The 23,468-nt window shown below is 68.7% G+C and carries 24 protein-coding genes; 14 read left to right on the plus strand and 10 right to left on the minus strand.

Annotated elements, in window-relative coordinates; all coding sequences use genetic code 11:
- Nucleotides 1–112 precede the first annotated feature (112 nt).
- Nucleotides 113–538 carry a DUF2147 domain-containing protein gene (locus AC3A5T_RS06715; RefSeq protein ID WP_487628188.1) on the minus strand — a complete coding sequence of 142 codons (426 nt, stop codon included), beginning with the start codon at nt 536–538 and terminating at the stop codon, nt 113–115.
- A gap of 242 nt (nt 539–780) precedes the next feature.
- Here AC3A5T_RS06715 and apbC point away from each other — a divergent pair, with 242 nt between their 5' ends.
- The 3 genes from apbC (at nt 781) to AC3A5T_RS06730 (ending at nt 2,834) form a co-directional block, all read left to right on the plus strand.
- On the plus strand, nt 781–1,638 hold the full coding sequence (apbC, locus tag AC3A5T_RS06720; RefSeq protein ID WP_487627922.1) for an iron-sulfur cluster carrier protein ApbC: 858 nt from the start codon (nt 781–783) through the stop codon (nt 1,636–1,638).
- 82 nt (nt 1,639–1,720) lie between these two features.
- Complete coding sequence (gene dcd / locus AC3A5T_RS06725) at nt 1,721–2,293, plus strand: dCTP deaminase (RefSeq protein WP_232117224.1); 573 nt, start codon at nt 1,721–1,723, stop codon at nt 2,291–2,293.
- A 31-nt stretch (nt 2,294–2,324) separates the two neighbouring features.
- Nucleotides 2,325–2,834: an RDD family protein gene (locus tag AC3A5T_RS06730; protein WP_487627923.1), complete on the plus strand. Its 510-nt coding sequence runs from the start codon at nt 2,325–2,327 to the stop codon at nt 2,832–2,834.
- Nucleotide 2,835: 1 nt separating this feature from the next.
- On the opposite strand, the gene AC3A5T_RS06735 is transcribed toward AC3A5T_RS06730, so the two are convergent.
- Both AC3A5T_RS06735 and AC3A5T_RS06740 read right to left on the minus strand, forming a co-directional pair.
- A complete protein-coding gene (locus AC3A5T_RS06735; RefSeq protein WP_487627924.1) occupies nt 2,836–3,252 on the minus strand; it encodes an HIT domain-containing protein in 417 nt (138 codons plus the stop codon).
- Nucleotides 3,249–3,938, minus strand: coding sequence for a dienelactone hydrolase family protein (locus AC3A5T_RS06740; RefSeq protein WP_487627925.1), 690 nt, complete (start codon nt 3,936–3,938; stop codon nt 3,249–3,251). The genes AC3A5T_RS06735 and AC3A5T_RS06740 overlap by 4 nt, the downstream gene beginning before the upstream one ends.
- Nucleotides 3,939–4,112: 174 nt before the next feature.
- On the opposite strand from AC3A5T_RS06740, the gene rimO reads away from it, so the two are divergent.
- Together rimO and AC3A5T_RS06750 are read left to right on the plus strand one after the other, a co-directional pair.
- Nucleotides 4,113–5,483, plus strand: a complete 1,371-nt coding sequence (rimO, locus tag AC3A5T_RS06745) for a 30S ribosomal protein S12 methylthiotransferase RimO (RefSeq protein WP_487627926.1) — start codon at nt 4,113–4,115, stop codon at nt 5,481–5,483.
- On the plus strand, nt 5,480–5,875 hold the full coding sequence (locus tag AC3A5T_RS06750) for a hypothetical protein (protein ID WP_332078664.1): 396 nt from the start codon (nt 5,480–5,482) through the stop codon (nt 5,873–5,875). Before rimO ends, AC3A5T_RS06750 begins: the two co-directional genes overlap by 4 nt.
- A gap of 94 nt (nt 5,876–5,969) precedes the next feature.
- Here the strand turns inward: AC3A5T_RS06750 and AC3A5T_RS06755 are convergent, their stop codons facing one another.
- The 3 genes from AC3A5T_RS06755 to AC3A5T_RS06765 are packed head-to-tail and all read right to left on the minus strand — an operon-like array spanning nt 5,970 to nt 8,564.
- Complete coding sequence (locus AC3A5T_RS06755) at nt 5,970–6,500, minus strand: hypothetical protein (RefSeq protein ID WP_487627927.1); 531 nt, start codon at nt 6,498–6,500, stop codon at nt 5,970–5,972.
- Nucleotides 6,501–6,547: 47 nt separating this feature from the next.
- On the minus strand, nt 6,548–7,054 hold the full coding sequence (greB, locus tag AC3A5T_RS06760) for a transcription elongation factor GreB (protein ID WP_487627928.1): 507 nt from the start codon (nt 7,052–7,054) through the stop codon (nt 6,548–6,550).
- Nucleotides 7,055–7,064: 10 nt separating this feature from the next.
- Nucleotides 7,065–8,564 carry a helicase HerA-like domain-containing protein gene (locus AC3A5T_RS06765; protein ID WP_487627929.1) on the minus strand — a complete coding sequence of 500 codons (1,500 nt, stop codon included), beginning with the start codon at nt 8,562–8,564 and terminating at the stop codon, nt 7,065–7,067.
- Nucleotides 8,565–8,691: 127 nt separating this feature from the next.
- Between AC3A5T_RS06765 and AC3A5T_RS06770 the strand changes: the two genes are divergently transcribed.
- Nucleotides 8,692–10,245 (plus strand): transglycosylase SLT domain-containing protein, encoded by a 1,554-nt coding sequence (locus tag AC3A5T_RS06770; RefSeq protein WP_487627930.1) that lies wholly within the window; start codon nt 8,692–8,694, stop codon nt 10,243–10,245.
- A 183-nt stretch (nt 10,246–10,428) separates the two neighbouring features.
- Here AC3A5T_RS06770 and asd read toward each other — a convergent pair whose 3' ends face one another.
- A complete protein-coding gene (gene asd, locus AC3A5T_RS06775) occupies nt 10,429–11,277 on the minus strand; it encodes an archaetidylserine decarboxylase (RefSeq protein WP_487627931.1) in 849 nt (282 codons plus the stop codon).
- Nucleotides 11,274–11,939 carry an SCO family protein gene (locus AC3A5T_RS06780; RefSeq protein WP_487627932.1) on the minus strand — a complete coding sequence of 222 codons (666 nt, stop codon included), beginning with the start codon at nt 11,937–11,939 and terminating at the stop codon, nt 11,274–11,276. The genes asd and AC3A5T_RS06780 overlap by 4 nt, the downstream gene beginning before the upstream one ends.
- Nucleotides 11,940–12,050: 111 nt before the next feature.
- On the opposite strand from AC3A5T_RS06780, the gene prmB reads away from it, so the two are divergent.
- From prmB to truA, 6 genes are all read left to right on the plus strand, one after another.
- Entirely contained in the window at nt 12,051–13,022 is a 972-nt protein-coding gene (prmB, locus tag AC3A5T_RS06785; RefSeq protein ID WP_487627933.1) for a 50S ribosomal protein L3 N(5)-glutamine methyltransferase, read from the plus strand.
- 315 nt (nt 13,023–13,337) lie between these two features.
- Nucleotides 13,338–14,456 (plus strand): chorismate synthase, encoded by a 1,119-nt coding sequence (aroC, locus tag AC3A5T_RS06790; RefSeq protein WP_487627934.1) that lies wholly within the window; start codon nt 13,338–13,340, stop codon nt 14,454–14,456.
- Complete coding sequence (locus tag AC3A5T_RS06795; protein WP_487627935.1) at nt 14,449–15,474, plus strand: 2-hydroxyacid dehydrogenase; 1,026 nt, start codon at nt 14,449–14,451, stop codon at nt 15,472–15,474. The genes aroC and AC3A5T_RS06795 overlap by 8 nt, the downstream gene beginning before the upstream one ends.
- A 92-nt stretch (nt 15,475–15,566) precedes the next feature.
- Complete coding sequence (locus AC3A5T_RS06800) at nt 15,567–16,595, plus strand: aspartate-semialdehyde dehydrogenase (protein WP_487627936.1); 1,029 nt, start codon at nt 15,567–15,569, stop codon at nt 16,593–16,595.
- Between the two features lie 187 nt (nt 16,596–16,782).
- Nucleotides 16,783–18,621: a FimV/HubP family polar landmark protein gene (locus AC3A5T_RS06805; RefSeq protein WP_487627937.1), complete on the plus strand. Its 1,839-nt coding sequence runs from the start codon at nt 16,783–16,785 to the stop codon at nt 18,619–18,621.
- 8 nt (nt 18,622–18,629) lie between these two features.
- Nucleotides 18,630–19,415: a tRNA pseudouridine(38-40) synthase TruA gene (gene truA, locus AC3A5T_RS06810; protein WP_487627938.1), complete on the plus strand. Its 786-nt coding sequence runs from the start codon at nt 18,630–18,632 to the stop codon at nt 19,413–19,415.
- Nucleotides 19,416–19,448: 33 nt separating this feature from the next.
- On the opposite strand, the gene AC3A5T_RS06815 is transcribed toward truA, so the two are convergent.
- Nucleotides 19,449–20,204, minus strand: a complete 756-nt coding sequence (locus tag AC3A5T_RS06815) for an outer membrane protein (protein ID WP_487627939.1) — start codon at nt 20,202–20,204, stop codon at nt 19,449–19,451.
- A gap of 294 nt (nt 20,205–20,498) precedes the next feature.
- On the opposite strand from AC3A5T_RS06815, the gene AC3A5T_RS06820 reads away from it, so the two are divergent.
- Nucleotides 20,499–21,125 (plus strand): phosphoribosylanthranilate isomerase, encoded by a 627-nt coding sequence (locus tag AC3A5T_RS06820; RefSeq protein WP_487627940.1) that lies wholly within the window; start codon nt 20,499–20,501, stop codon nt 21,123–21,125.
- A gap of 104 nt (nt 21,126–21,229) precedes the next feature.
- On the opposite strand, the gene AC3A5T_RS06825 is transcribed toward AC3A5T_RS06820, so the two are convergent.
- Nucleotides 21,230–22,114, minus strand: a complete 885-nt coding sequence (locus AC3A5T_RS06825) for a LysR family transcriptional regulator (RefSeq protein WP_487627941.1) — start codon at nt 22,112–22,114, stop codon at nt 21,230–21,232.
- Nucleotides 22,115–22,208: 94 nt separating this feature from the next.
- On the opposite strand from AC3A5T_RS06825, the gene trpB reads away from it, so the two are divergent.
- Complete coding sequence (gene trpB, locus AC3A5T_RS06830) at nt 22,209–23,426, plus strand: tryptophan synthase subunit beta (protein WP_487627942.1); 1,218 nt, start codon at nt 22,209–22,211, stop codon at nt 23,424–23,426.
- The last annotated feature ends 42 nt before the right edge of the window (nt 23,427–23,468 follow it).

The following is a 23,468-nucleotide window of genomic DNA, read 5'->3' on the forward strand; positions in this document are numbered from 1 at the left end:
GCCGCGTAGATTCAAAGTTTGTCGAGCACGTCGGGCACCCGTCTGACAACGCTTGATCGGGCTCAGAACGGGTGAAGCGCCGCGGGAACCTCGGTGCCCGCGGCTTGGCGGCTCACTCGCGCTGCCAGACCTGCTCGCGGCAGATGAACGCGATGCAGCCCGACACGCCGATGCGGTTGGCATCGAGCATCTTGGTCTTGGACTTGTAGGTCTTGCCATTGGCCGGGTCGAGAATCGTGCCACCCGACCACTCGCTGCCGTCCGGCTTGAGATCCCACAGGATCGTCATGCCCGTGATCGGCTGATTCCGACGCGTGCCGCTGCATTTGTCGCAGACCGGATTCGGACCACGATCGGACTGCAGCACCTGCGCCACACGGCCACTCAGCGTGCCGTTTGCCGCTTGCGTGATCTCGACGATCGACTTCACCCGACCGGTCTCGTCGTCGATGGTCTTCCAGCGGCCGACCGGGGACTGGGCGGCGGCAACCATCGACGCGAGCATCAGAGGCATCCCCACCACAGCCACCAGCCACATCTTCTTCCTGTTCAACATTTCGATCCCTCCCTCGAAGCTGCGACCAGCACAGCGCCTGCGCAGATGGCGGAGTTATAGCCGATAAGCCATGGTCAGTGACGGCTTCTCGACCGTCATTCAGCAAGTGATGTAGCGCGATGGCGAGGCGAGGTAGCCCTGCTTCCTTCTGCGGCTGTGTTCTCGTGATTCCCCGCGTCCGGTTGATGGGACAATGCGAGGCTCCCGGATCGTCGCTATTTTCTATGACCCACGTCCCTGTCCCGGCTCGCGAAGTACAAAACGCGCTCTCGCCACATGCCCGCATCCGCAACATCATCGCCATCGGCTCCGGCAAGGGCGGCGTCGGCAAGTCGACCACCGCGGTGAACCTCGCGCTCGCGCTCGCGGCTGATGGGGCGCGGGTCGGGGTACTGGATGCCGATGTGTACGGACCGAGCATTCCGATGATGCTGGGCCTGTCGGGCAAGCCGGACAGTCCGGATGGCAAGTCGATCCTGCCGATGCAGGCCCATGGCATCGAGGCGATGTCGATCGGGCTGCTGGTCGACCAGGACACGCCGATGATCTGGCGCGGGCCGATGGCGACGTCGGCACTGACGCAGTTGCTCAACGACACGCTGTGGGGTGGGGACGACGCGCTCGACTATCTGCTCGTCGATCTGCCGCCCGGAACCGGCGACATCCAGCTCACGCTGGCGCAGAAGATTCCCGTGGCCGGCGCGGTGATCGTGACCACGCCGCAGGACGTGGCGACGCTCGATGCGCGCAAGGCGCTGAAGATGTTCGAGAAGGTCGAGGTCGCGGTGCTCGGGCTGGTCGAGAACATGGCCCAGCACGTGTGCTCGAACTGCGGACACGTCGAGCATCTGTTCGGCGACGGTGGCGGCCAGCGCATGGCGACGCAGTACGGCGTGCCGTTGTTGGGCTCCTTGCCGCTGGAGATCGGCATCCGCGCACAGGGCGATGCCGGTGTGCCGATCGTCGTCGCGTCGCCGGATTCGCCCGCCGCGCAGGCCTATCGCGCCACGGCACGGCGGCTGGTGGCAGAACTCGAGAAGCGGCCGCGGGCGCCGATGTCGATTTCCGCGTCGCTGGTCTGACGGCGCTGCCGCGGCGGGGTGACGCAGGCGGGCTGGGCGGCGACAATGCGCGTCCAGGCCGCCGCGCCGCAGGAACCCCACGATGAGCATCAAGAGCGACCGCTGGATCCGCCGCATGTCCGAGCAGGGCATGATCGAGCCCTTCGAGCCGGGCCAGGTGAAGCAGGACCCCGCCGGCCAGCGCATCGTCAGCTACGGCACGTCGAGCTATGGCTACGACGTGCGCTGCTCGCGCGAGTTCAAGATCTTCACGAACATCAATTCGACGATCGTCGATCCGAAGCATTTCGATCCCGGCAGCTTCGTCGACATCGAAGCCGACGAATGCATCATTCCGCCGAATTCGTTCGCGTTGGCGCGCACGGTCGAGTACTTCCGTATCCCGCGTGACACGCTGGTCGTGTGCCTGGGCAAGAGCACGTACGCGCGCTGCGGGATCATCGTCAACGTGACCCCGCTCGAACCGGAATGGGAAGGCCACGTCACGCTGGAATTCAGCAATACGACGCCGCTGCCGGCGCGCATCTACGCCAACGAAGGTGTCGCGCAGATGCTGTTCTTCCAGTCCGATGCCGACGATGTGTGCGAGACCTCGTACAAGGATCGCGGCGGCAAGTACCAGGGCCAGCGCGGCGTGACCCTCCCGCGCACCTGATCGTTCGAACCCATCACGCAAGGACGCTGCGATGCACGAGACGAATCCCTATCAGGCGCCGACCGCGCAACTGCAGACCAACGCGCAGGAAGAACCCGCCGATCGGGGTCTGCGTCTGGCTGCTGTCATGATCGATGCGCTGATTGCAGTGGTCGCGATGACGCCGCTGATGTGGTTTGGGGGTTACTTCTCCGCGGTGATCGACTCCGCGCAGCGCGGGTTCCAGATCGGATTGGGTATGCAACTCATGTGGATGGCCATCAGTCTGCTGATGTTTGCGGCGATCCATGCATGGCCGCTGCACGTCGGCGGCCAGACCTGGGGCAAGCGCTTGCTCGGCATCCGCATCGTCACGCTCGATGGCCGTCCGGTCACGGCGCTGCGCGCGATTCTTGCGCGCTATTTCCCGCTGCAGATAGTCGGCAGCATTCCGCTCCTGGGAACGCTGCTCGTACTGGGCAGCGTCTGCATGATCTTCCGCCAGGACCGGCGCTGCGGCCACGATTTCGTCGCCGGCACGCGCGTGGTCCGCGCGCGCTGAGTCAGCGCGGCAACGCGGCCTGCAACTGGCCGATGCGGGCGACGAGCTGTTCGGGCGTGTAGGGCCGCGCAGCCACGCGGCCCCAGACCGGCGCCGGCCACGCGGGATCGTCCTGTTCGCGGCCGATCACATGCACATGCAGCTGCTCGACCATGTTGCCGAGCGCGGCCACGTTGAGCTTGTACGGGCGGAATGCATCGCGCAGCAGGCGCGCAGCCACGTCGATCTCGTCGGTCAGCTGGCGCCGCTGGCCGACATCGAGATCGATCATCTCGCGGGCGCCGGCGATGCGCGGCACCAGCACCAGCCACGGATAGTTGGCGTCGTCCATCAAGCGCAGCTCGCAAAGCGTGAGTGTCGTCAGCGGGTGGGTGTCGTCGGCCAGCTGCGGATGCAGCGAGAAGGCGGTGTGGGTCATGGCGTCGCGTCCTGCCGCGGGGCGGCGTCGAGGAAGGCGAGGGTGGCGCGCCGTGCGGCGGCTGCGCTGGCAGGGTGGTAATGATCCGGGTCGACATCGCGATTGAAGCCGTGCCCGCCCGGATGCACCAGCAGTGCGGCGTCGGGCTGTGCATTGCGATGGCGCTCGATATCCGCCGGCGGGATCGCGGCATCCTCGGCGCCAAACTGGAACAGCATCGGTGCCTGCAAGGGTTCGTCGAGGAACGGCACGGTGCGCGCGCCGTAATAGCTGACCGCGGGGAGGGCAAGACGCGTGTTGGCGAGAAAGGCCAGCGTGCCGCCCCAGCAGAAGCCGATCACGCCGATGCCGCGATGGCCTTCGGTCTGCAGCGCGACGCGGCAGGCGCGGAGGATGCCGACGGCGCGTTCGGTGCCCAGCGCGTCGACCAGCTCGCGGCCGCGCGCGAAGCCGTCGGTGTCGTAGGCGAGTTCGACGTGGCGCGCGACCGGATCGAACAGTGCCGGTGCCAATGCCACGTAACCGGCGGCCGCATAGCCGTCGGCGACGCTGCGGATGTGCGCATTGACGCCGAAGATCTCCTGGATCACGACGATCGCGCCCAGCGCGGCAGCGCCATGGGGCGGATCCGCGCGCCAGGCGTTCACCGGTCCGGAGGGCGTGGTGAGGATGACGTCCCGGCCCATGGGGAATTCCTGTTCAGGTGGCGCCCCGAGTCTAACCGAGTCGCGAACGGCGAATCCGTGCGCCCGGTCCACGGGCGGGCCGGCGGTATACTGCGCGGCCATCGCGCGCGGGCGTCACGCCGCGCGGCCGCGATCCCAGCCGCCCTCGGCGGCCATCTCCAAGCCACGGTTCCCATGTCCGCAGCCAATCCCAAGGTCGGGTTCGTCAGCCTCGGCTGTCCGAAAGCCCTCGTCGATTCCGAACGCATCCTCACCCAGCTCCGGGTGGAGGGTTACGACATCGTCCAGACCTACGACGATGCCGACGTCGTTGTCGTCAACACCTGCGGCTTCATCGATTCGGCAGTGACCGAATCGCTGGACGCGATCGGCGAGGCCATCGCCGAGAACGGCAAGGTCATTGTGACCGGCTGCCTGGGCAAACGCGAAGAGGTGATCCGCGAGGCGCATCCGGGCGTGCTGTCGATCAGTGGCCCGCAGGACTACGGCTCGGTGATGCGCGCGGTGCATTCGGCGGCGCCACAGACGCACAATCCCTTCATCGATCTGGTGCCACGCCGCGCGGCGCTCGACGACATCGGCATCAAGCTGACGCCTAAGCACTACGCCTATCTGAAGATTTCCGAGGGCTGCAACCACCGCTGCAGCTTCTGCATCATTCCGTCGATGCGCGGCGATCTGGTCTCGCGCCCGGTCGACGACGTATTGCGCGAAGCCGAGAAGCTCGTGCGCGGCGGCGTGCGCGAGCTGCTGGTGATCTCGCAGGACACCTCGGCCTATGGCGTCGACGTGCGCTACGCCGAGCGCACCTGGCGCGAGCGCCAGTACGCCACGCGCATGAAGGCGCTGTGCGAAGGCCTGTCGGAGCTCGGCGTGTGGACGCGTCTGCATTACGTGTATCCGTATCCGCACGTCGACGACATCATTCCTCTGATGACCGAGCGCCATGCCGACGGCATGCCGAAGCTGTTGCCGTATCTCGACGTGCCGCTGCAGCACGCCAGCCCGCGCATCCTGAAACTCATGAGGCGCCCGGGTGCGATCGACAAGACCCGCGAACGCATCGCGCGCTGGCGCGAGATCTGCCCGGAACTGACGATCCGCAGCACCTTCATCGTCGGCTTTCCCGGCGAGACCGAGGACGATTTCCAGCAGTTGCTCGATTTCCTCGACGAGGCGCAGCTCGACCGCGTCGGCGCGTTCGCTTACTCGCCGGTGACCGGCGCGACCGCCAATGCGCTGCCCGACGCAGTGCCCGAAGAAGTGAAGCAGGAGCGCCTTGCGCGCTTCATGGAGAAGCAGGCGGAGATCTCGACCGCACGGCTCGAGGCCAAGGTCGGCACGGTGCAGATGTGCATCGTCGACATGGTCGACGGCGATCTCGCGATCGCACGCTCGATGGGCGATGCGCCCGAGATCGACGGCGTGGTGCAGATCCAGGATGGCCGCGAGGCCGACCTGCAGCCCGGCGATTTCGTCGATGTCGCGATCATGGGGAGCGACGAGCACGATCTCTACGGCGAGGTCGCGCAGGTGCTGGCGTGATCCGCCGCGCGGTGCTGCTCGCGGCCGCGTTGTGCGCGGCCGGTATCGCGCACGCCGCCGATGGACTGAGCGGCACGTATCAGCCGGCCGGCGACGCGGGCGCAGCGTTTCCCGCCGACGCGCAGCTGGTGGTGCGCGCCGAAGGTCGCGGCTGGCTGGCGATGTTCCGCGGCGAAGGTCTCGCGCTGTTGCCGCTGAGCGCGATGGAGCAGCACGGTCTGTTTCCGGACATCGGTCCCGAAGCGCGCCTGCAGTGCGCGTATTCGCGTGCGTTCCTGTTCTGCCGCGTGTCGCCGGGCACGGCGTTCCCGGACAAGAATTTCACGTCGACCACAGGGTATTTCACCGCCCTGTCGGATAACGGGATCTTCGAGATGCGTCGCGTCGATTGAGGGCAGCTGCCGCGTGCGACGTGGCTGACCGCGATCGAACGCTGTGTAGCGCGCGGGAGCTGAAACGCGCGCCTGCAGCGCCGGTCTCGATGCGTCAGCGCGTCGTCTCGACGGCGTCGACGTAATCCCAGGTGGCGACCTCGATCGCATCGATCGATGCGATCGCCCACGGCAGCAGACGCCGGCCTTCCTCGCCGCCGTCGTCGCGCATCGTACCCGCGACGTTGTAGTCGACCAGCGCCTGCCACGCAGGCAGCCGCGCATCGACGGTGTCGCGCAGCTGGCGCAGCGCGGCGTCGGCAGTCGGCGCCGAACCCGTTGCGGCGAGGGCGTGCGCCGCCCGCGACTGGAAATCGGCGCCGAAATGATGGGTGTCCGTACGGGCACGCCAGAACGCGCCGAGCCGGAAGCGTTCGTCGTCCGCCGCGGTTTGGCCGCGCGCCACACCGGGCAGGCTGCGTTCGATCAGGAAACGCCGCAGGCGGTGCGCGAGATCCGCATGCGCCAGCGTCTTCGCGTCCGAGGCCGGCTGCGCCGGGCGTTCCCGGGACGGCGGCGCAGTCGGCGCGTCCCGCGTGCAGGCGGGCAGGGCGAGCAATGCGAGCGGCAGCAGCCACGCGCTCATGCGGCGCGCGTTCCAGTGCCATCGTGGCGCAGGGACAACCGTCGCACTCACGCCGCGCGATAGTCCACGGCGAGGACCATGAAGCGCACCGGGCCGCCCGGCAACTGCGCCTCGAATTCGTCGTCGACCCGCTTCTTCAGCATCGCCCGCGCCAGCGGCGAATCGATACTGATCCAGCCGGCCTTCGCATCGGTTTCGTCCGGCCCGACGATCCGGTAGTGCGCCAGCTCGCCGCTGTCGATGTCTTCCACCTCGACGTGCGCGCCGAAGAACACGGCGTCCGGATCGCTGGGCGCGGCGTCGATCACGCGCAACGATTCCAGCCGCTTCGACAGATAGCGCACGCGCCGGTCGATCTCACCGAGCTGCTTCTTGCGATAGGTGTATTCGGCGTTCTCAGAGCGGTCGCCTTCCGCGGCGGCGGCCGACAACGCACGCACGACTTCGGGCCGCCGCACGCGCCACAGATCGTCGATTTCGGCCTTCAGACGCGCATGGCCTTCGGGCGTGATCAACGCAGTGCTTTTCTCGGCAGGCGGCCGCCAGCGGCTCATCGCGTTCCGCTCAGCGCTTGCCGCCGAGCAGGCTGCCCAGCAGGCCGCGCACAAGACGGTTGGTGATCGTGCGCGCGGCCTGTTTGCCGGCCGCCTCCACCACACCTTGGCGACGGCCAGTGCCGAACAGGAAGTCGTTGATCTTCTGCCCGGCGCCGCCTTCGGCAGGCGTGTCGTCGCGCGCGGTCTTCGCCGGCGGCGTCCTGGCCTGCGCGGTCGCATCCTCGGCGCGCTTTGCGAGCAGTTCGGCTGCGGATTCGCGATTGATCGCGGTGTCGTACTTGCCGCCGACGGGGCTGTTCGCACGCACCTGCGCGCGCTCTTCCGGCGTGATCGCGCCCATGCGGCAGCGCGGCGGGGCGATCAGGGTGCGCTCGACCGGCGTCGGCACGCCTTTGTCCTGCAGCGTGGAGACCAGCGCCTCGCCGGTGCCGAGCTGCGAGATCGCGCTGGCGACATCGAGCGCGGGATTCGGTACGAAGGTCTGGGCGGCGGTGCGCACCGCCTTCTGGTCGCGCGGGGTGAACGCACGCAATGCGTGCTGCACGCGGTTGCCGAGCTGTCCGAGCACGTTGTCGGGCACGTCATCGGGAAACTGCGAGCAGAAATACACGCCCACGCCCTTGGAGCGGATCAGACGCACGACCTGTTCAATGCGCTGCTGCAGCGCGGGCGGCGCATCGTCGAACAGCAGATGCGCCTCGTCGAAGATGAAGACGAGCTTCGGTTTGTCGAGATCACCGACTTCCGGCAGCGTCTCGAACAGTTCCGACAGCAGCCACAGCAGGAAGCTCGAATACAGCCGCGGGCGCAGGATCAGCTGGTCGGCGGCGAGGATGCCGATGACGCCGCGACCGTCGGTGGACGTGCGCATCAGATCGTTGAGTTCCAGCGCCGGCTCGCCGAAGAAGTGATCGCCGCCGTCCTGTTCCAGCCGCAGCAGCGAACGCTGGATCGCGGCCACCGATTGCGGGCTGACCAGACCGTACTGCGTGGAAATGTCCTTGCGCTCGTCCGTCACCACGCCCAGCAAAGCGCGCAGATCGGCGAGATCGAGCAGCAGCAGGCCGCGGTCGTCGGCGAGCTTGAACACGATGTCGAGCACGCCCGACTGGGTGTCGTTGAGTTCGAGGATGCGCGCCAGCAGCAGCGGGCCGACTTCGCTGACCGTCGTGCGCACCGGATGACCGAGCTTGCCGTAAAGATCCCAGAACACCACCGGATTCGCGGCCGGGGCCCAGTCGGCAACGCCGATGTCGGCCGCGCGTGCGAGCAGCTTGTCGTTCGACGTACCCGCAACCGCGAGTCCGGCGACGTCACCTTTGACGTCGGCCATGAACACCGGCACGCCGATGCGCGAGAAGCCTTCGGCCAGCGTCATCAGGGTGACGGTCTTGCCGGTGCCGGTTGCGCCGGCGACCAGGCCGTGGCGGTTGCCGAGCTTCGGCAACAGGTGGACGGGCCCGGCGTCGGGGGTCGTGACGGCCTTGCCGAGCAGGATCGGATCCATCGCGCGGGCACTCCATGAGGTGGATGCCGCGATTCTAGCGACTGCGTCGCGGTTCGCGCTGCGCGCCTTGCCGCGCCGCGACAGGCAGGGCTACCCTGCGGGCCCTGTCTGCTGGACCCCCGTCACGATGCGAGATTCCGTTTCCACGACGCTGCGCCTCGGCGCGCTTGCGCTGGCGCTCGCGCTGGCCGCCATGGCCACCGATGCGAATGCGCAGTCGCGCCGCGACCGCGAGGCCGGCGAGGCGCTCAACCAGCGCATGCTCGATGCCGAGGCCCGCTACCGCCAGGCGCTGGTGCAGATCGCCAACGACGATCCGGCCGGCATCGATGCCAGCAACGCGGCGCTGGAGGACATGGAAGACGTGATGCTCGCCTGCGAGAAGCAGCGCGGTTGCAGCGTTCCGCAGCTGCTGACGACCTACAAGCGCCTGCTCAAATCGGATGCCGATGCGCAGGCCGGCCAAGGTCCCGAGGACGCCGATGTCGACGGTGCCGAAGGCACGCTGCCGACCGCCGATGTACCGGCCGCCGCCAGCGCCTCGGCGCTGCTGGCCGAGGACGAGCGCTTCAAGCGCATGGTCCAGCTCAATCCCGCCGTGCAGGCCTCGATCCGCCGCTGGCTCACCGACATGCGCGTGTCGCTGATGACCAGCCACGAGAACTACCAGTACATGCAGCATCTGATGTCGCCGGCGTTCAAGCGCAGCGGTCTGCCCGAGGCGCTGCTGTTCGGCATCATGGCCAAGGAGTCCAACGGCCGCGTGCATGCGCGCTCGCGCGCAGGCGCTGCCGGTCCGCTGCAGTTCATGCCGGCCACCGGGCGCCGCTTCGGCCTCGGCCCGGACGGCACCGGTTTCGACACGCGCTACGACCCGCGCCTGTCGGCCGACGCAGCCGCGGTGTATCTCAACGAGCGCTTTGCCCAGCACGGCAACGAGATCGAATACTGGCTGGCCGGCTACAACGGCGGCGAAGGTCGCGCGTTGCGCGTCTATCGCGAGGCGGCCGGCCGCAGCTTCTGGGATCCGGATGTCTACAACCAGTTTCCGGCCGAGACCAAGGACTACGTGCCGATGGTGATCGCCGCGGCGTGGCTGTACCTGCACCCGCAGGAGTACGGCCTGACGTTCCCGAAGATCGACACGCGTCCGGCGACGTTCACCCTGGAGCGCCCGGCGTCGATCTACGAGCTGACGATCTGCCTTGGCAACGGCAACACCCGCGACGGCTACATGCGCGCGCTGCGCAATCTCAACCCGAGCTACGAAGCCGAAAGCCTGCTGCCGGTCGGCACCACGCTCGCCGGTACCACGCGCATGGCCAGCCTGTACAAGCGCTGGTGCGTGCGCGGTGAGCGCGCCGATCTCGCCGCGGAACTGGTCAACAGCGATCCGCGCGCGGCGATCGTGCGCACGGGCGCGATCGAAGTGCTGTCGACCGATGGCGATCCGCCGCCGGCGGCGTTGCCGCCGTCCGCCGCTGCGCCGCGTCCGCCGGAGGCTGCACCTGCACCGACGCCGGCACGTACGCACCGGGTGGCACGCGGCGAAACCCTTGGCAGCATCGCGCAGCGGTATGGATGCGAGGTGCCGGCATTGGCGCGTGCGAACGGTTTGCGCGCGCCGGCGTATGCGCTGCGGCAGGGGCAGTCGTTGAAGCTGGAAGGGTGTTCGCGCTGAGGCAATGACCTGCTCTCGCTCCTTCCCCTGCGTGCGGGGGAAGGCTGGGATGGGGGCGAACCACGAGGGCCGACGGCACCTCATCGAGCGAGTCTCTTAGAGACTGCTTGTAACGGGTTAGTTGCGACCGGCCCGATTGCCCCCACCCAACCCTCCCCCGCGAGCGGGGGAGGGCTTCAAGCTTCAAACGTCGCTGCGCATCGCAAGCCGCTGACCCAGCCGCACCGGTGACTCGGCATGCAGCGACGGCTCCAGCTCGGCGACGCCCCTGGGCAGCAGCACGATCACCGTCGAGCCGTAGTTGAAGCGCGCCATTTCCTCGAAACGCTGCAGGATGATGCCTTGGCCGCGCCAGTCCTTGCGCTGGATGCGGTCGCCGTAAGCGGGAATTTCCTCGCCGCTCCAGACCGTCTCCACGCCCGAGACCAGCAGCGCGCCGACCATGACCTGCACCATCGGCCCGAAGTCGGTGTCGAAATGGCAGACCAGACGCTCGTTGCGGGCGAACAGGCGCGGCACCTTCGACACCGCGGCGGTGCCCACGCTGAAAAGCCGGCCGGGCACGTGCACGGTTTCGCGCAGCGTGCCGGTCCACGGCATGTGCACGCGGTGGTAGTCGCGCGGCGACAGGTAGACCGTCGCGAAACTGCCGTCGAGATACGGCGCGGCATCGGCGGCGTCGCCCAGCAGTTCGGCGACGGTGAACGACTGGCCCTTGGCCTGGAAGATGCGCCCGGCCTCGATCGGGCCGCACTGGCTGATGTGCCCGTCGGCCGGCATCACCAGCGCACGCGGATCGGGATCGGGGACGCGCGCACCTTCGCGCAGGGCGCGGGTGAAGAATGCATTGAAGCTGGCGTAGGACGCGGGATCGGGATTCGCCGCTTCCGACAGGTCGACACCGAACTTGCGCACCACGGTGTCGATCAGCCAGCGGCGCGTGCCGGGGTTCTGCGAATACGCCAGACGCCGCGCCAGCGACGACAGATAGCGGTGTGGCAGGGCGTAGGTCAGCGAGGTGACGAGGCTCATGGGCGGTGCTCGGCGGTCAGGCGCAGCAGGTCGGCGGCCACGGCTTCGGGGCGCGGCGTCTCGGCATTGAGCACGCTGCCAGAGACCACGCCGGCCATGCGACCCTGCGGATCGAGCACGGCCAGCGAGGCGCTGTGGTCGACGGTGTAGGCGCCATCGGGCGCGTCGCGGTCCAGCGGCACCTTGGCGAACACCATCGACAGCGAACGCGCGAAACGCTCCAGCGACGGGATGTCGGCAGTCGCGGCCAGCGTGTCGCGATGGAAAGCATGCGCGTAGTCGCCGAGGCGTTCGGGCGTGTCGCGCTCGGGATCGACGGACACGAACAGCACGCGCGGGCGCGTCGCTTCGGGCAGCGCTTCCCACTGGCGCTGCGCCTGGGCGAGATGGGTCAGCGTCATCGGGCAGACATCGGGGCAGTGGGTGAAGCCGATGAACACCAGCGTCCAGTGGCCGGCGAGTTCGCCCGGCAGCAGCTGGGTGCCATCGGACTGCTGCAGCGCGAAATCGGGCAGATCGCGCGGCGCGGGATACAGCTGCACGACCTCCAGCTGCGGCGTCGCGGCGCTGCCGTTCGAGGCGAAATACTTCTGCGCGACCAGCAGGCCGAGCCCGCCGGCGAGCGCGACGCAGAGAATGACGAGGGTGGTCCTGTTGAACATCGCGAAGTCCGGTTCGGGCGCCGGGCATGATAACCGGCGCGCCCGGCAGGGCCGTGGCGGGGCGGTGACCTATAATCCGCGGCCATCAAGCCGTCCCGAGCTCCGCGCGCCATGACCGAAGAACTGCAGACGATCGTCGACCTGATCCGCTACGGCGCCAGCCGCTTCAACGCCGCCGGCCTGACCTTCGGACACAGCTACGACAATGCGATCGACGAGGCGACCCAGCTGACCCTCCACGCGCTGCATCTGCCGCACGACCTGAGCCCCGTCTACGGCCAGTCGCGGGTCACGCTCGCGGAGAAGGAAGACGTGCTGGCGCTGTTCCTGCGCCGCATCGAGGACCGCATGCCGGCCGCGTATCTGACCGGCGAGGCCTGGTTCGCGGGTCTGAGCTTCAAGTCCGATGCGCGTGCGCTGGTGCCGCGGTCGCCGATCGCCGAACTGATCCTGGGTGGGTTCGAGCCGTGGCTGGGCGGTCGCGAAGTGCGCCGTGCGCTGGACCTGTGCACCGGTTCGGGCTGCATCGCGATCGCGATGGCGCACCACAATCCCGACTGGCACGTCGACGGTGTCGACCTCAGCGATGACGCCCTGAGCCTCGCCGCCGAGAACGAGCAGCGCCTTGAAGTGCGCAATACGTGCTTCCTCAAATCCGATCTGTTCGACGGGCTGCAGGGCGAGCACTACGATCTGATCGTCACCAACCCGCCCTACGTCACCAACGACGAAACCGATGCGCTGCCGCGGGAGTACGGCTACGAGCCCGAGATGGGCCTGCGCGCCGGCGACGACGGCCTCGACCTCGTGCTGAAGATCCTGCGCGACGCGCCTCTGCATCTGACCGAAGACGGCCTGCTGATCTGCGAAGTGGGCGAGTCCGAACAGCACCTGATCAAGCTGCTGCCGGAACTGCCGCTGATGTGGATCGAGTTCCAGGTCGGCCAGATGGGCATCTTCGTCGTCGAGCGCCACGACCTGGTCACGCACAGCGCGAAGATCACGCAACTGGCGGCGGCGCGTGAGGGCACGACCCCGGCTGCCGTCGCGGCGACGGGCAGTGCAGGGGCGGGGTTGTTCTGATTTTTCGCCGTCATCCCAGCGGCTTTCAACAGACGCATGTCTGGTCAGGCCGGGATGACACTAAAGCGGGCGCAATGCCTGCGGGCTCGCTGACGGCAGATTCGCGTCATCCCAGCGAAAGCTGGGATCCATTCTGATCTTCGAGGCAATCGAAATGGGCCCCAGCATCCGCTGGGGCGACGATGTGAGCCCTGCGCGATCCCTGCCGAGCCGTACCCAACGGTTCGCCCCGAAACCATGCGTCCACGCGCGGCCCGGGCGCGTTAAGCTTGCCGGCCCGCGTTTTCGTGCCGCGTCGCTCCGACGCCCCGTCCCATGTCCAGCAACAGCTTCGGTCAACTGTTCACCGTCACGACCTTCGGCGAAAGCCATGGTCCGGCGATCGGCTGCGTGGTCGATGGCTGCCCGCCGGGCATCGCGCTCGCGGTCGAGGATTTCGAACACGATCTGGCCCGGCGCGCGACCGGCAAGACCCGGCACACCTCGGCGCGACGCGAGGCCGACGAGGTCGAGATCCTCAGCGGCGTCTACAAGGGCGTGACCACCGGGACGCCGATCGCGCTGCTGATCCGCAACACCGATGCGCGCAGCAAGGATTACGGCAACATCGCCCAGCAGTTCCGGCCCGGGCATGCCGATTACGCGTACTGGCAGAAGTACGGCATCCGCGATCCGCGCGGTGGCGGCCGCTCGTCGGCGCGCGAGACCACGATGCGCGTCGCTGCGGCGGTGATCGCCAAGAAGTGGCTGCATGATCGCTTCGGCGTGCGCGTGCACGGCTATCTGTCGCAGCTGGGCGAGATCGTGCCGGCGCAGTTCGACAGCGCCGCGATCGACTGGGATGTCGTCGAGTCGAATCCGTTCTTCTGGCCCGACGCCGCGCAGGTGCCGGAACTCGAGACCTACATGGACGCGCTGCGCAAGTCCGGCGACTCCGTCGGTGCGCGCGTGACCGCCGTGGCCGATGGCGTGCCGCCGGGCTGGGGCGAGCCGGTCTACGGCAAGCTCGATGGCGATCTGGCCGCGGCGATGATGTCGATCAACGCGGTCAAGGGCGTCGAAATCGGCGCGGGCTTCGCTTCGATCGCGCAGAAGGGCAGCGAACACCGCGACCTGATGACGCCGCAGGGCTTCGCATCCAATCATGCCGGCGGCGTGCTCGGCGGCATCAGCACCGGCCAGCAGATCGTGGTGTCGACGGCGTTCAAGCCGACGTCCAGCCTGCGCCTGCCGGCCGATGGCCTGGATACCGACGGCAACACCGTCGAAGTGATCACCACCGGACGTCACGACCCGTGCGTCGGCATCCGCGCGACGCCGATCTGCGAAGCGATGCTGGCGCTGGTGCTGATGGATCAGGCGCTGCGCCATCGCGCGCAGTGCGGCGATGTCGGCACGGTGACGCCGCGGATTCCGGGGCGCATCGATGGCTGAGTCGCGGCCGAAGGTCTGGGTGTCGCAACCGCTGTTCGACGACATCGTCGAGCGCCTGCACGCGCATTTCGACGTGGTGCAGGTGCCCGTCGTCAGCGAGCACGACGCCGCTGCGATTGCCGATGCATTGCGCGATGTCGACGGCGCGCTGGTGACGCTCAACGAGCGCATCGACGGCGGTGCGATCGCCGATGCACCGAAGCTGCGCGCGATCGCCAACGTCGGCGTCGGCTACAACAATCTCGACGTGCCGGCGCTGCATGCGCGCGACATCATCGCGACCAACACGCCCGACGTGCTGACCGAGACCACCGCCGACTTCGGCTTCGCGCTGATGATGGCCGCCGCGCGCCGCGTCACCGAGGCCGAGCGCCATCTGCGCGCCGGCAAGTGGCAGGGCTGGAACTTCAAGGGTCTGCTCGGCGCCGATCTGCACGGCAGCACGCTGGGCATCCTCGGCATGGGCCGGATCGGGCAGGGCATCGCCAAGCGTGCGTCCGGCTTCGAAATGCGCGTGATCTATCACAACCGCAGCCGCCTGCCGGCCGATGTCGAGCGCACATTCAACGCGTCGTATGTCGATTTCGACACGCTCCTCGCGCAGGCCGATCATCTGGTGCTCGTGCTGCCGTACTCGGCTGCAAGCCACCACATCGTCGACGCCGACGCATTGGCGAAGATGCAGCCGACCGCGACGCTGACCAACATCGCGCGCGGCGGCATCGTCGACGAAGCCGCGCTGGCCGATGCGCTCGGCAGCGGCCGCCTCGCCTCGGCCGCACTCGACGTGTTCGAAGGCGAGCCCGCGGTCGATTCGCGCCTGCTCGCGCTCGACAACATCGTGCTGACCCCGCACATCGCCAGCGGCAGCCTCGCCACGCGTCGCGCGATGGTCACGCTCGCGGTCGACAACCTGATCGCCGCGCTCGGCGCGGGCCCGGATGCCGGTCATCCGCCGACGCCGATCGCGTCTGCAGCGAAAGACGGCAAAGACGCGAAACGTCCGGGAACCGCCTGAGCGTCAGGGGCGGGCGGTTCCCCGAAGCCCACGCAATGCAGCGCCCGCGCGTGCCGCGCGACCCACGTCCAGATCTTTTCGAGAAGTTGTCCATGTCCAGTTCCCAGAACCGCCGTTTCCGCGTTGCCGTCGTCGGTGCCACCGGCGCCGTCGGCGAGACCATGCTGTCGATCCTCGCCGAGCGTGATTTCCCCGTCTCCGAACTCGTGCCGCTCGCGAGCGAGCGCTCGGCCGGCACCACCGTGAAGTTCGGCGACGACGACATCGTCGTGCAGGATCTCGCCACCTTCGATCCCGCCGGCATCGACATCGCGCTGTTCTCCGCCGGCGGCGACACCAGCAAGGCCTACGCGCCGAAGTTCGCCGCTGCGGGCGCCGTCGTCATCGACAACAGTTCGGCCTTCCGCTACGACGACGACGTGCCGTTGGTGATCAGCGAAGTGAACCCCGAGGCAGCCCGCAAGCGTCCGCGCGGCATCATCGCCAATCCCAACTGCTCGACGATGCAGATGCTGGTCGCGCTCGCGCCGCTGCACTGCAAGGCGGGCATCGTGCGCATCAACGTGTCGACCTACCAGTCGGTGTCGGGCGCGGGTCGCTCGGCGATGGAAGAACTCGGCCGCCAGACCGGCGATCTGCTGAATTTCCGCGAGATCGATCCGCAGAAGTTCCCGGTGCAGATCGCGTTCAACCTGATCCCGCAGATCGACGCGTTCCTCGAGAACGGCTTCACCAAGGAAGAGATGAAGCTGGTCTGGGAGACGCACAAGATCCTCGGCGACGACAGCATCCTGGTGAACCCCACCGCGGTGCGCGTGCCGGTGTTCTACGGCCATTCGGAATCCGTCGCTGTCGAACTTCGCGAGCGCATCACCGTCGACGAGGCGCGTGCGATCCTCGCGACGGCGCCGGGCGTGGAAGTCGTCGACGAGCGCACGACGGGCGGCTGGCCGACGCCGGTGACGCACGCCTCGGGTCGCGATCCGGTGTTCGTCGGCCGCATCCGCGAGGATCTCTCGCACCCGAACGGTCTGAACCTGTGGATCGTCGCCGACAACATCCGCAAGGGCGCCGCGCTCAACGCGGTGCAGGTCGCCGAACTGGTCGCTGCCGAGGGCTGAGCCCGCGCGATGCCGCATCGCAGCCGCAGCTGCGGCGTATTGTGTGGATACTGGCGCGATGCGGTGGACGCATCGCGCGTTGCGGAGCGGGAGTCCGCGCCGCTACAGTCGCCGGATGAATCCGGATCATCGGCAGCAGGCCCGGCAATGCCGGGTGGGGCAAGCCCGCAAGAAACAGGGGACGTTCGTGTCGCGCATCCTTCCGCGTCTGTTGCTGGCCGGTGGCCTGTTGGCCCTGGCCGGGCCCGTGCTCGCGCTGGGGCTGGGCCGCATCGAGGTCCGCTCGCAGCAGGGCCAACCGCTGCTGGCGGAAATTCCCGTCGTCTCCAGCGATCCGGCCGAGCTGCGCCAGCTGCAGGCACGTCTCGCATCGCCCGAGACCTTCGCGCGCATCGGCCTCGAGCCGCCGCGCGGTGTGGTGTCCGATCTGCAGTTCAATGTCGCGCTCGACCGGAGCGGGCGTCCGGTGATCCGTGTCACCAGCGCCGCTCCGGTGACGCAGGAAGCGCTGACGTTCCTGGTCGAAGTCGACTGGGGGCAGGGCCGTCTGGTTCGCGAATACTCCGCGCTGGTTGCCGTGCCCGATACCGTCGCTGCGCCCGCGCAGCCGACGATCCAGGCGCCGGTGGCCGCGCCGGCACCGAGCATCGTGCGTCCGCCGGCTGCTGCGCCTGCGCCCGTGCAGGCACCGCCCGCGCCGCCGCCGCAGCAGGCGTCCGCGCCCGCAGAGCCGGCGCCGGCCAGCGATGCGATCGCGACGATACCGCCTCCGCCAACTCCGGCACCTGCTTCTGCCCCGACGCCCGCACCCGCGGCGCGTCCTGCCGCCGCTGCCGTCACGCCGGGCGATGCGCTGCCCGCAGTACGCCCGGGACAGACGCTGTCGTCGATCGCCGCGCCGCTCGCCGACGAGGCCGGCATCAGCGTCAACCAGGCGATGCTGCTGCTGTTGCGCACGAACCCGGATGCCTTCATCGGCGGCAACCTCAATCTGATCCGCCAGGGCGCGGTGCTGCGGGTGCCGGCGCGCGATGCCTGGTCGCAGTTCAGCGCTGCCGAGGCGAATGCCGTGGTGCGCGAACAGGTGGGCCAGTGGCGCGAGATGCGCCGTCCCGCGCCGCAGCCTGCGGACCCGGTCGCCGATGCGACGCCGACGGCGGCGGCCGCTGCGCCGCCGGCCGCGGCCCCGCGCACCGCTGATGCACGACTCGAAATCACACCGCCCGCCAGCGACAGCCAGCCGGCGGGCACCCAATCCGGCATCGCTGCCGGCGCTGGAGGCGACATGCTGCGTCAGGAACTGCAACAGGCCAACGAGACCGTCGCCGCGCGTACCGCGGAGATCGACGAACTCAAGGCCCGCCTCGACGATCTCGAACAGCTGCAGCAGCAACAGCAGCAGCTGATCCAGCTCAAGGACGCCGAACTCGCCGCTGCGCAACAGCGCATGGACGCGAGCAACCAACAGCAGACCAGCGTGGCTGCACCGCTGCCGTGGCTGTGGCTGGGCGTCGCGATCCTCGTCGTCGCCGCGCTCGCTTTCCTGCTCGGCCGTCGTGGCCGCACGCCGACCCCGAAGCGTCCGTTCGACAGCGCCGCGCTGGCCGCGGGTCTGCCGACGTCGACCGCCGAACCGGCCGCGCCGGTGGTGACCGTGCCGGAGCCGGCGACACCGCCTGCGTTCGCGCGGGAAGCGCCTGCACCGGTCGTCGACCCTGCGCCGGTCGTCGCGTCGCCCGTGTCCGGCGGCCCCACCTGGCACGCGCCGACGGCATCGCCGGTCGAGCCGGTCGAACCCGAGGCCGTACCGGTCGTCGATGCGACGCCGGCCGGCAACGCGCCGGTCGAACTCGACAGCGGCGACGCCGTCGAGACGCCGATCGGCGTGGAGCGCATCGAGCTGGCGCGCGCCTACATCGATCTGGGCGACACCGACACGGCGCGCAGCCTGCTGCTGGAAGTGGTGGAAGGCGACGATCTGGCGGCCGCCGCGCAGGCCGCGCAACTGCTGCGCACACTGGGCTGAGCCACACGATGCGGGTCGCGATTGGCGTCGAGTACGACGGCCATGGGTTTCACGGTTGGCAGCGGCTGGGCAAGGCGGCCGAGACCGGGCCCGGCTCCGTGCAGGCCGCGCTCGAGAACGCGCTGTCGCGCGTCGCCGCGCATCCGGTCGTGACCACGTGCGCCGGCCGTACCGATGCCGGTGTGCACGCGCGCTGCCAGGTCGTGCATTTCGACACCGACGCCGTGCGCACGCCGCGTGCGTGGATGCTCGGCACCACCGCGCACCTGCCGCCCGCGGTCTGCGTGCGCTGGGCACAGCCGGTGTCCGACGATTTCAGCGCCCGCTTCTCCGCGCGCGCGCGGCATTACCGCTATCGGCTCATCAACCGCCCGGTGCGGCCGGCGTTGCACCGCCAATACCTGTCGTGGGAGCTGCGCCCGCTCGATGCCGACGCCATGCACCGCGCCGCGCAGGCGTTGCTGGGCGAACAGGATTTCTCCGCCTTCCGCACCGTGCACTGCCAGGCCCCGCATGCGCGTCGTGACCTGCAACGCATCGCGGTGACGCGCGACGGCGACGAGGTCATCGTCGAAGTGCAGGCCAACGCGTTCCTGCATCATATGGTGCGCAATATCGTCGGTTCGCTGCTCGTCGTCGGCGCCGGCGAGCAGCCTGAAGCCTGGATCGGCGAGCTGTTGGCCGGGCGCGATCGCAGCGTCGCAGGGCCCACCGCGCCGGCGGCCGGTCTCGTGTTCCTGGGGCCGCTCTATCCGCCGGAGTGGGAGTTGCCGGCGGAAGTGACGCTGACCTGAGATCCGGGCGCATGGCGCCCGGACCGTTCTGGTTCAGAAGCGGGCTTCGAGGCCGAGCATCACCAGGTCGGCTCGATTGATGTCGAAGTCGTACGTGTCGTATCCATATCGGGTCGCGTACGCGTGGAAGGTGTACGCCAGCGTCAGATTGACGTGTCGGCTGAAGTCGGCCCCGAGACCGACGCCTGCATAGCCGCCGTCTACGATTTCGCTACCAAACACCGTCTCGGTATCGGCGCGCCAGTAGCCGAGGCGCGTCATCGCGAACATAGGGCTGCGGCCAAACTGGAAGCGTGCGTTCGCGCCCAGGCTGGCGTAATCGGCCTCGCCGGTGCGGTAGGGCCGGCCGGCCTCGCTGAAGGCCTTGTCGTCGATGCGTCCGTATACCCCTTCGATGCCGACCTGCACGACCGGACCCGCCTGCCATCGATAACCGGCGCTGATGGCCCGGGTGTCCTGGCGGACGTCATCGACGATCCACGCCTGACCGGCCTGCGCGGCCACGAAGAACGCGCCACGCGCGCCATCGGCGGGCGTAGCGACGTATGCGCTCTCCGATGCATGCGCGACCGGCGCGCTGGCGGCTGGTGCGTACGCCGGCTGCGCGGGTGCCACGGTTGCAGGTGCAGCGTCGGTGCTGTGCGTGTCGGTCGGCGCCGTAGCCGGCGCATCGGACTGCGTACGTTCGCGGTACTCGGTCCAGGCGGGCGACAGGCTCTGCGCGTGGACCGGCAATGCCGCCGCCAATGCAACGAAGAGAAGCGCGCGTGGAATGGATGTGGATGTCATGGAATTCCCCCTGTCATGCAGCCGCGGACATGCTCGCAGCCTTCCGGATGCGGCGCGCGCTAGTGCGCGAAACGAGCTGCGTGCCGACCGCGCGTCGGACATGACGCGGACCTCAAGATCGGGGCGATTCATCGGATAGAACGAAGGGCGCGGCAGGACAGCGGTCGTGACCGCACATCCCTGTCCACCTGTCGTCGTCCCTGACGGCACCCCCTGCCGGCGGCGCGTAGCGTGTGCATCGCCTGATGTGCTGTCAAGCGCGCGAACACGCGCGGGCGACGTTAGGCTGTCGCCATGTCACGCACCTTGATCAAGTTCTGCGGCCTGACCCGCGCTGAAGACGTCGCCGAAGCGGTTGCACTCGGCGTCGACTGCATCGGTTTCGTGTTCGCGGCGCGCAGTGCGCGTCGCCTGACGCCCGAGGATGCGCGCGTGTTGCGCGAGGCGGTGCCGGCGTCGATCCGCGTCGTCGCGTTGACGATGGACAACCCGGCCGACGAAGTCGCGGCCATCGTGTCGACCGTGCGGCCGGACATCCTGCAGTTCCACGGCGCGGAGGACGACGCGTTCTGCGCGGGGTTCGGTCTGCCGTACTGGAAGGCGATCGCGATGGGCGGCGATCCGGCCGCGGCGCTGCGCACGCTCGATGCGTGGCCGAACGCTTCGGCGTTCCTGTTCGACGGTCATGCTGCAGGCGAACCCGGTGGCAGTGGCGAACGCTTCGACTGGGCCGCGCTGCCGGCGTCGCTGGATAAGCCGTTCTGGCTCGCGGGCGGCCTCGACGCGGGCAACGTCGCGCAGGCGATCGACATTGCGCGTCCGGCAGGCGTCGATGTGTCCAGCGGCATCGAATCCGCGCCGGGCATCAAGGATGCGGCGCGGATGCGCGCATTCGTTGAGGCGGTGCGCGGCACGCGCTGATCGTCAGCTCCGGAATGTAGATGCCTGTGCGCGCTCGTGCGCGACGGCACTTTCCGGTAGCGCCCCATCGCGCGTGAGCGCGCTCCCACGATGGCCTGTCGACGTCAGGCCAGCTCGTGTCGGAGCCACGCCGCCAGCGCATCGAGTCGCGCATCGTCATCGTCGCGCCGCGTCGCCAGAATCCACTGCGCATCCGTTTCGACGAACCCCCACGGCGCGAGCAGACGGCCGGCGGCGAGATCGTCGGCGACGAGTTCCTGCGGCGCGATGGCGACACCGAGGCCGGCGGCCGCGGCTTCGAGCAGGAAATACAGATGCTCGAATCCCGTGCCGAGATCGTCGGGCGACGCGGCGCCGTGCAACGCGGCCCACGTCGGCCACGCCTGCGGGCGCGAGGTGGTGTGCAGCAGCGGTTCGCGCAACAGCGCATTGGGCGTCAGTGCTGCGAGGCGTGTCGCGTCCGAGTGGCGTGCACTGAGTACCGGGCCGATCCGCTCCGGCGCGAGTGCGCGCACCGTCCACGCGGCCGGCCACGGCGACGTGCCGATCAGCAGCGCCGCATCGAATCCGTCCAGCGATGCCGGGAACGCGCCTTCATGCGGCGACAGATGCAACTTCAGATCGGGCAGGGCATCGCTCAGGCGCGGCAGTCGCGGAATCATCCAGCGGGCGAGCAGGCTGCCCGGGCAGCCCAGCACCCGCGCAGGCGACGTGCCCGAGCGGCGGATCGCCGCGGCTGCGCCCTGCAGGCGCGCGAACGCATCGCCGGCGGCGTCGCGCATGCGCATGCCGGCCGGCGTGAGCCGCAGGCCGCGGCCTGCACGCACGAACAGCGGTATGCCGAGCGCGTCTTCGAGCAGGCGCACCTGGCGGCTGACCGCACCGTGGGTCACGTGCAGCGCTTCGGCCGCTCGGCTCAGGCTGCCCAGGCGGGCGGCGGCCTCGAAGGCGCGCAGCGCATTGAGCGGCGGCAGCTCGGGTTCGGTCATGTGAGATTTCCTGACGTATGCGTCAGATCTTATCGATTCTGGACGCGCGACGTGTGCGTTAGAGTGCAAGCCAGCCCGCACCGTGCACCTCCCGATGTCGCAGCCTCCGATCACCGATTTTCACGCCTATCCCGACGCCAACGGCCATTTCGGCCGCTATGGCGGGCGCTTCGTCGCCGAGACCCTGATGGGGCCCATCGCCGAACTCGCGGCGGCCTACGACACCGCCAAGGCCGATCCCGCGTTCCAGCAGGCGTTCGACAAGGACCTCGCGCATTACGTCGGCCGGCCGAGCCCGATCTATCACGCCGAACGGCTGAGCGACGCCGTCGGTGGCGCGCGCATCCTGCTCAAGCGCGAGGACCTGAACCACACCGGCGCGCACAAGATCAACAACACCATCGGCCAGGCGCTGCTCGCCAGCCGCATGGGCAAGACCCGGATCATCGCCGAGACCGGCGCCGGCCAGCATGGCGTCGCATCGGCCACCGTGGCCGCGCGGCTCGGTCTGGAGTGCGTGGTCTACATGGGCGCGACCGACATCGAGCGGCAGAAGATCAACGTCTACCGGATGCGCCTGCTGGGTGCGGAAGTCGTGCCGGTGACCTCGGGCTCGGCGACGCTCAAGGACGCGCTCAACGAGGCGATGCGCGACTGGGTGACCAACATCGCCGACACCTTCTACATCATCGGCACCGTCGCCGGTCCCGATCCGTACCCGCGCATGGTCCGTGACTTCAACGCCATCGTCGGCCGCGAAGCGCGCGAACAGATGCTGGCCGAATACGGCCGCCTGCCCGATGCGATCACCGCCTGCGTCGGCGGCGGCAGCAACGCGATCGGCCTGTTCCACGCGTTCCTCAACGATCCGGGCGTGCGCATCGTCGGCGCCGAAGCGGCGGGCGACGGTATCGACACCGGACGTCATGCAGCTTCGATCGCCGCCGGCCGCCCCGGTGTGCTGCACGGCAACCGCACCTACGTGATCTGCGACGACGACGGCCAGATCACCGAAACGCATTCGGTGTCCGCCGGCCTCGATTACCCGGGCGTCGGACCCGAGCATTCCTTCCTCGCCGACGCCGGCCGCGCGCAGTACGTCGGCATCACCGACGACGAAGCGTTGGCCGCGTTCCACCAGCTCGCGAAGACCGAAGGCATCCTCGCCGCACTCGAATCCAGCCACGCCATCGCGCAGGCGATCAAGCTCGCCCGCGAGCTGCCGAAGGACGCGATCGTGCTCGCCAACCTGTCCGGTCGCGGCGACAAGGACGTGCACACGATCGCGCAGCGGGAAGGGTTCGTACTGTGAGAACGGGCGTCTGCTTGCTGGCAGCCATGCTGTCCCTCACGG

The sequence above is a fragment of the Luteimonas sp. Soil_C_16 genome, from assembly GCF_057657295.1.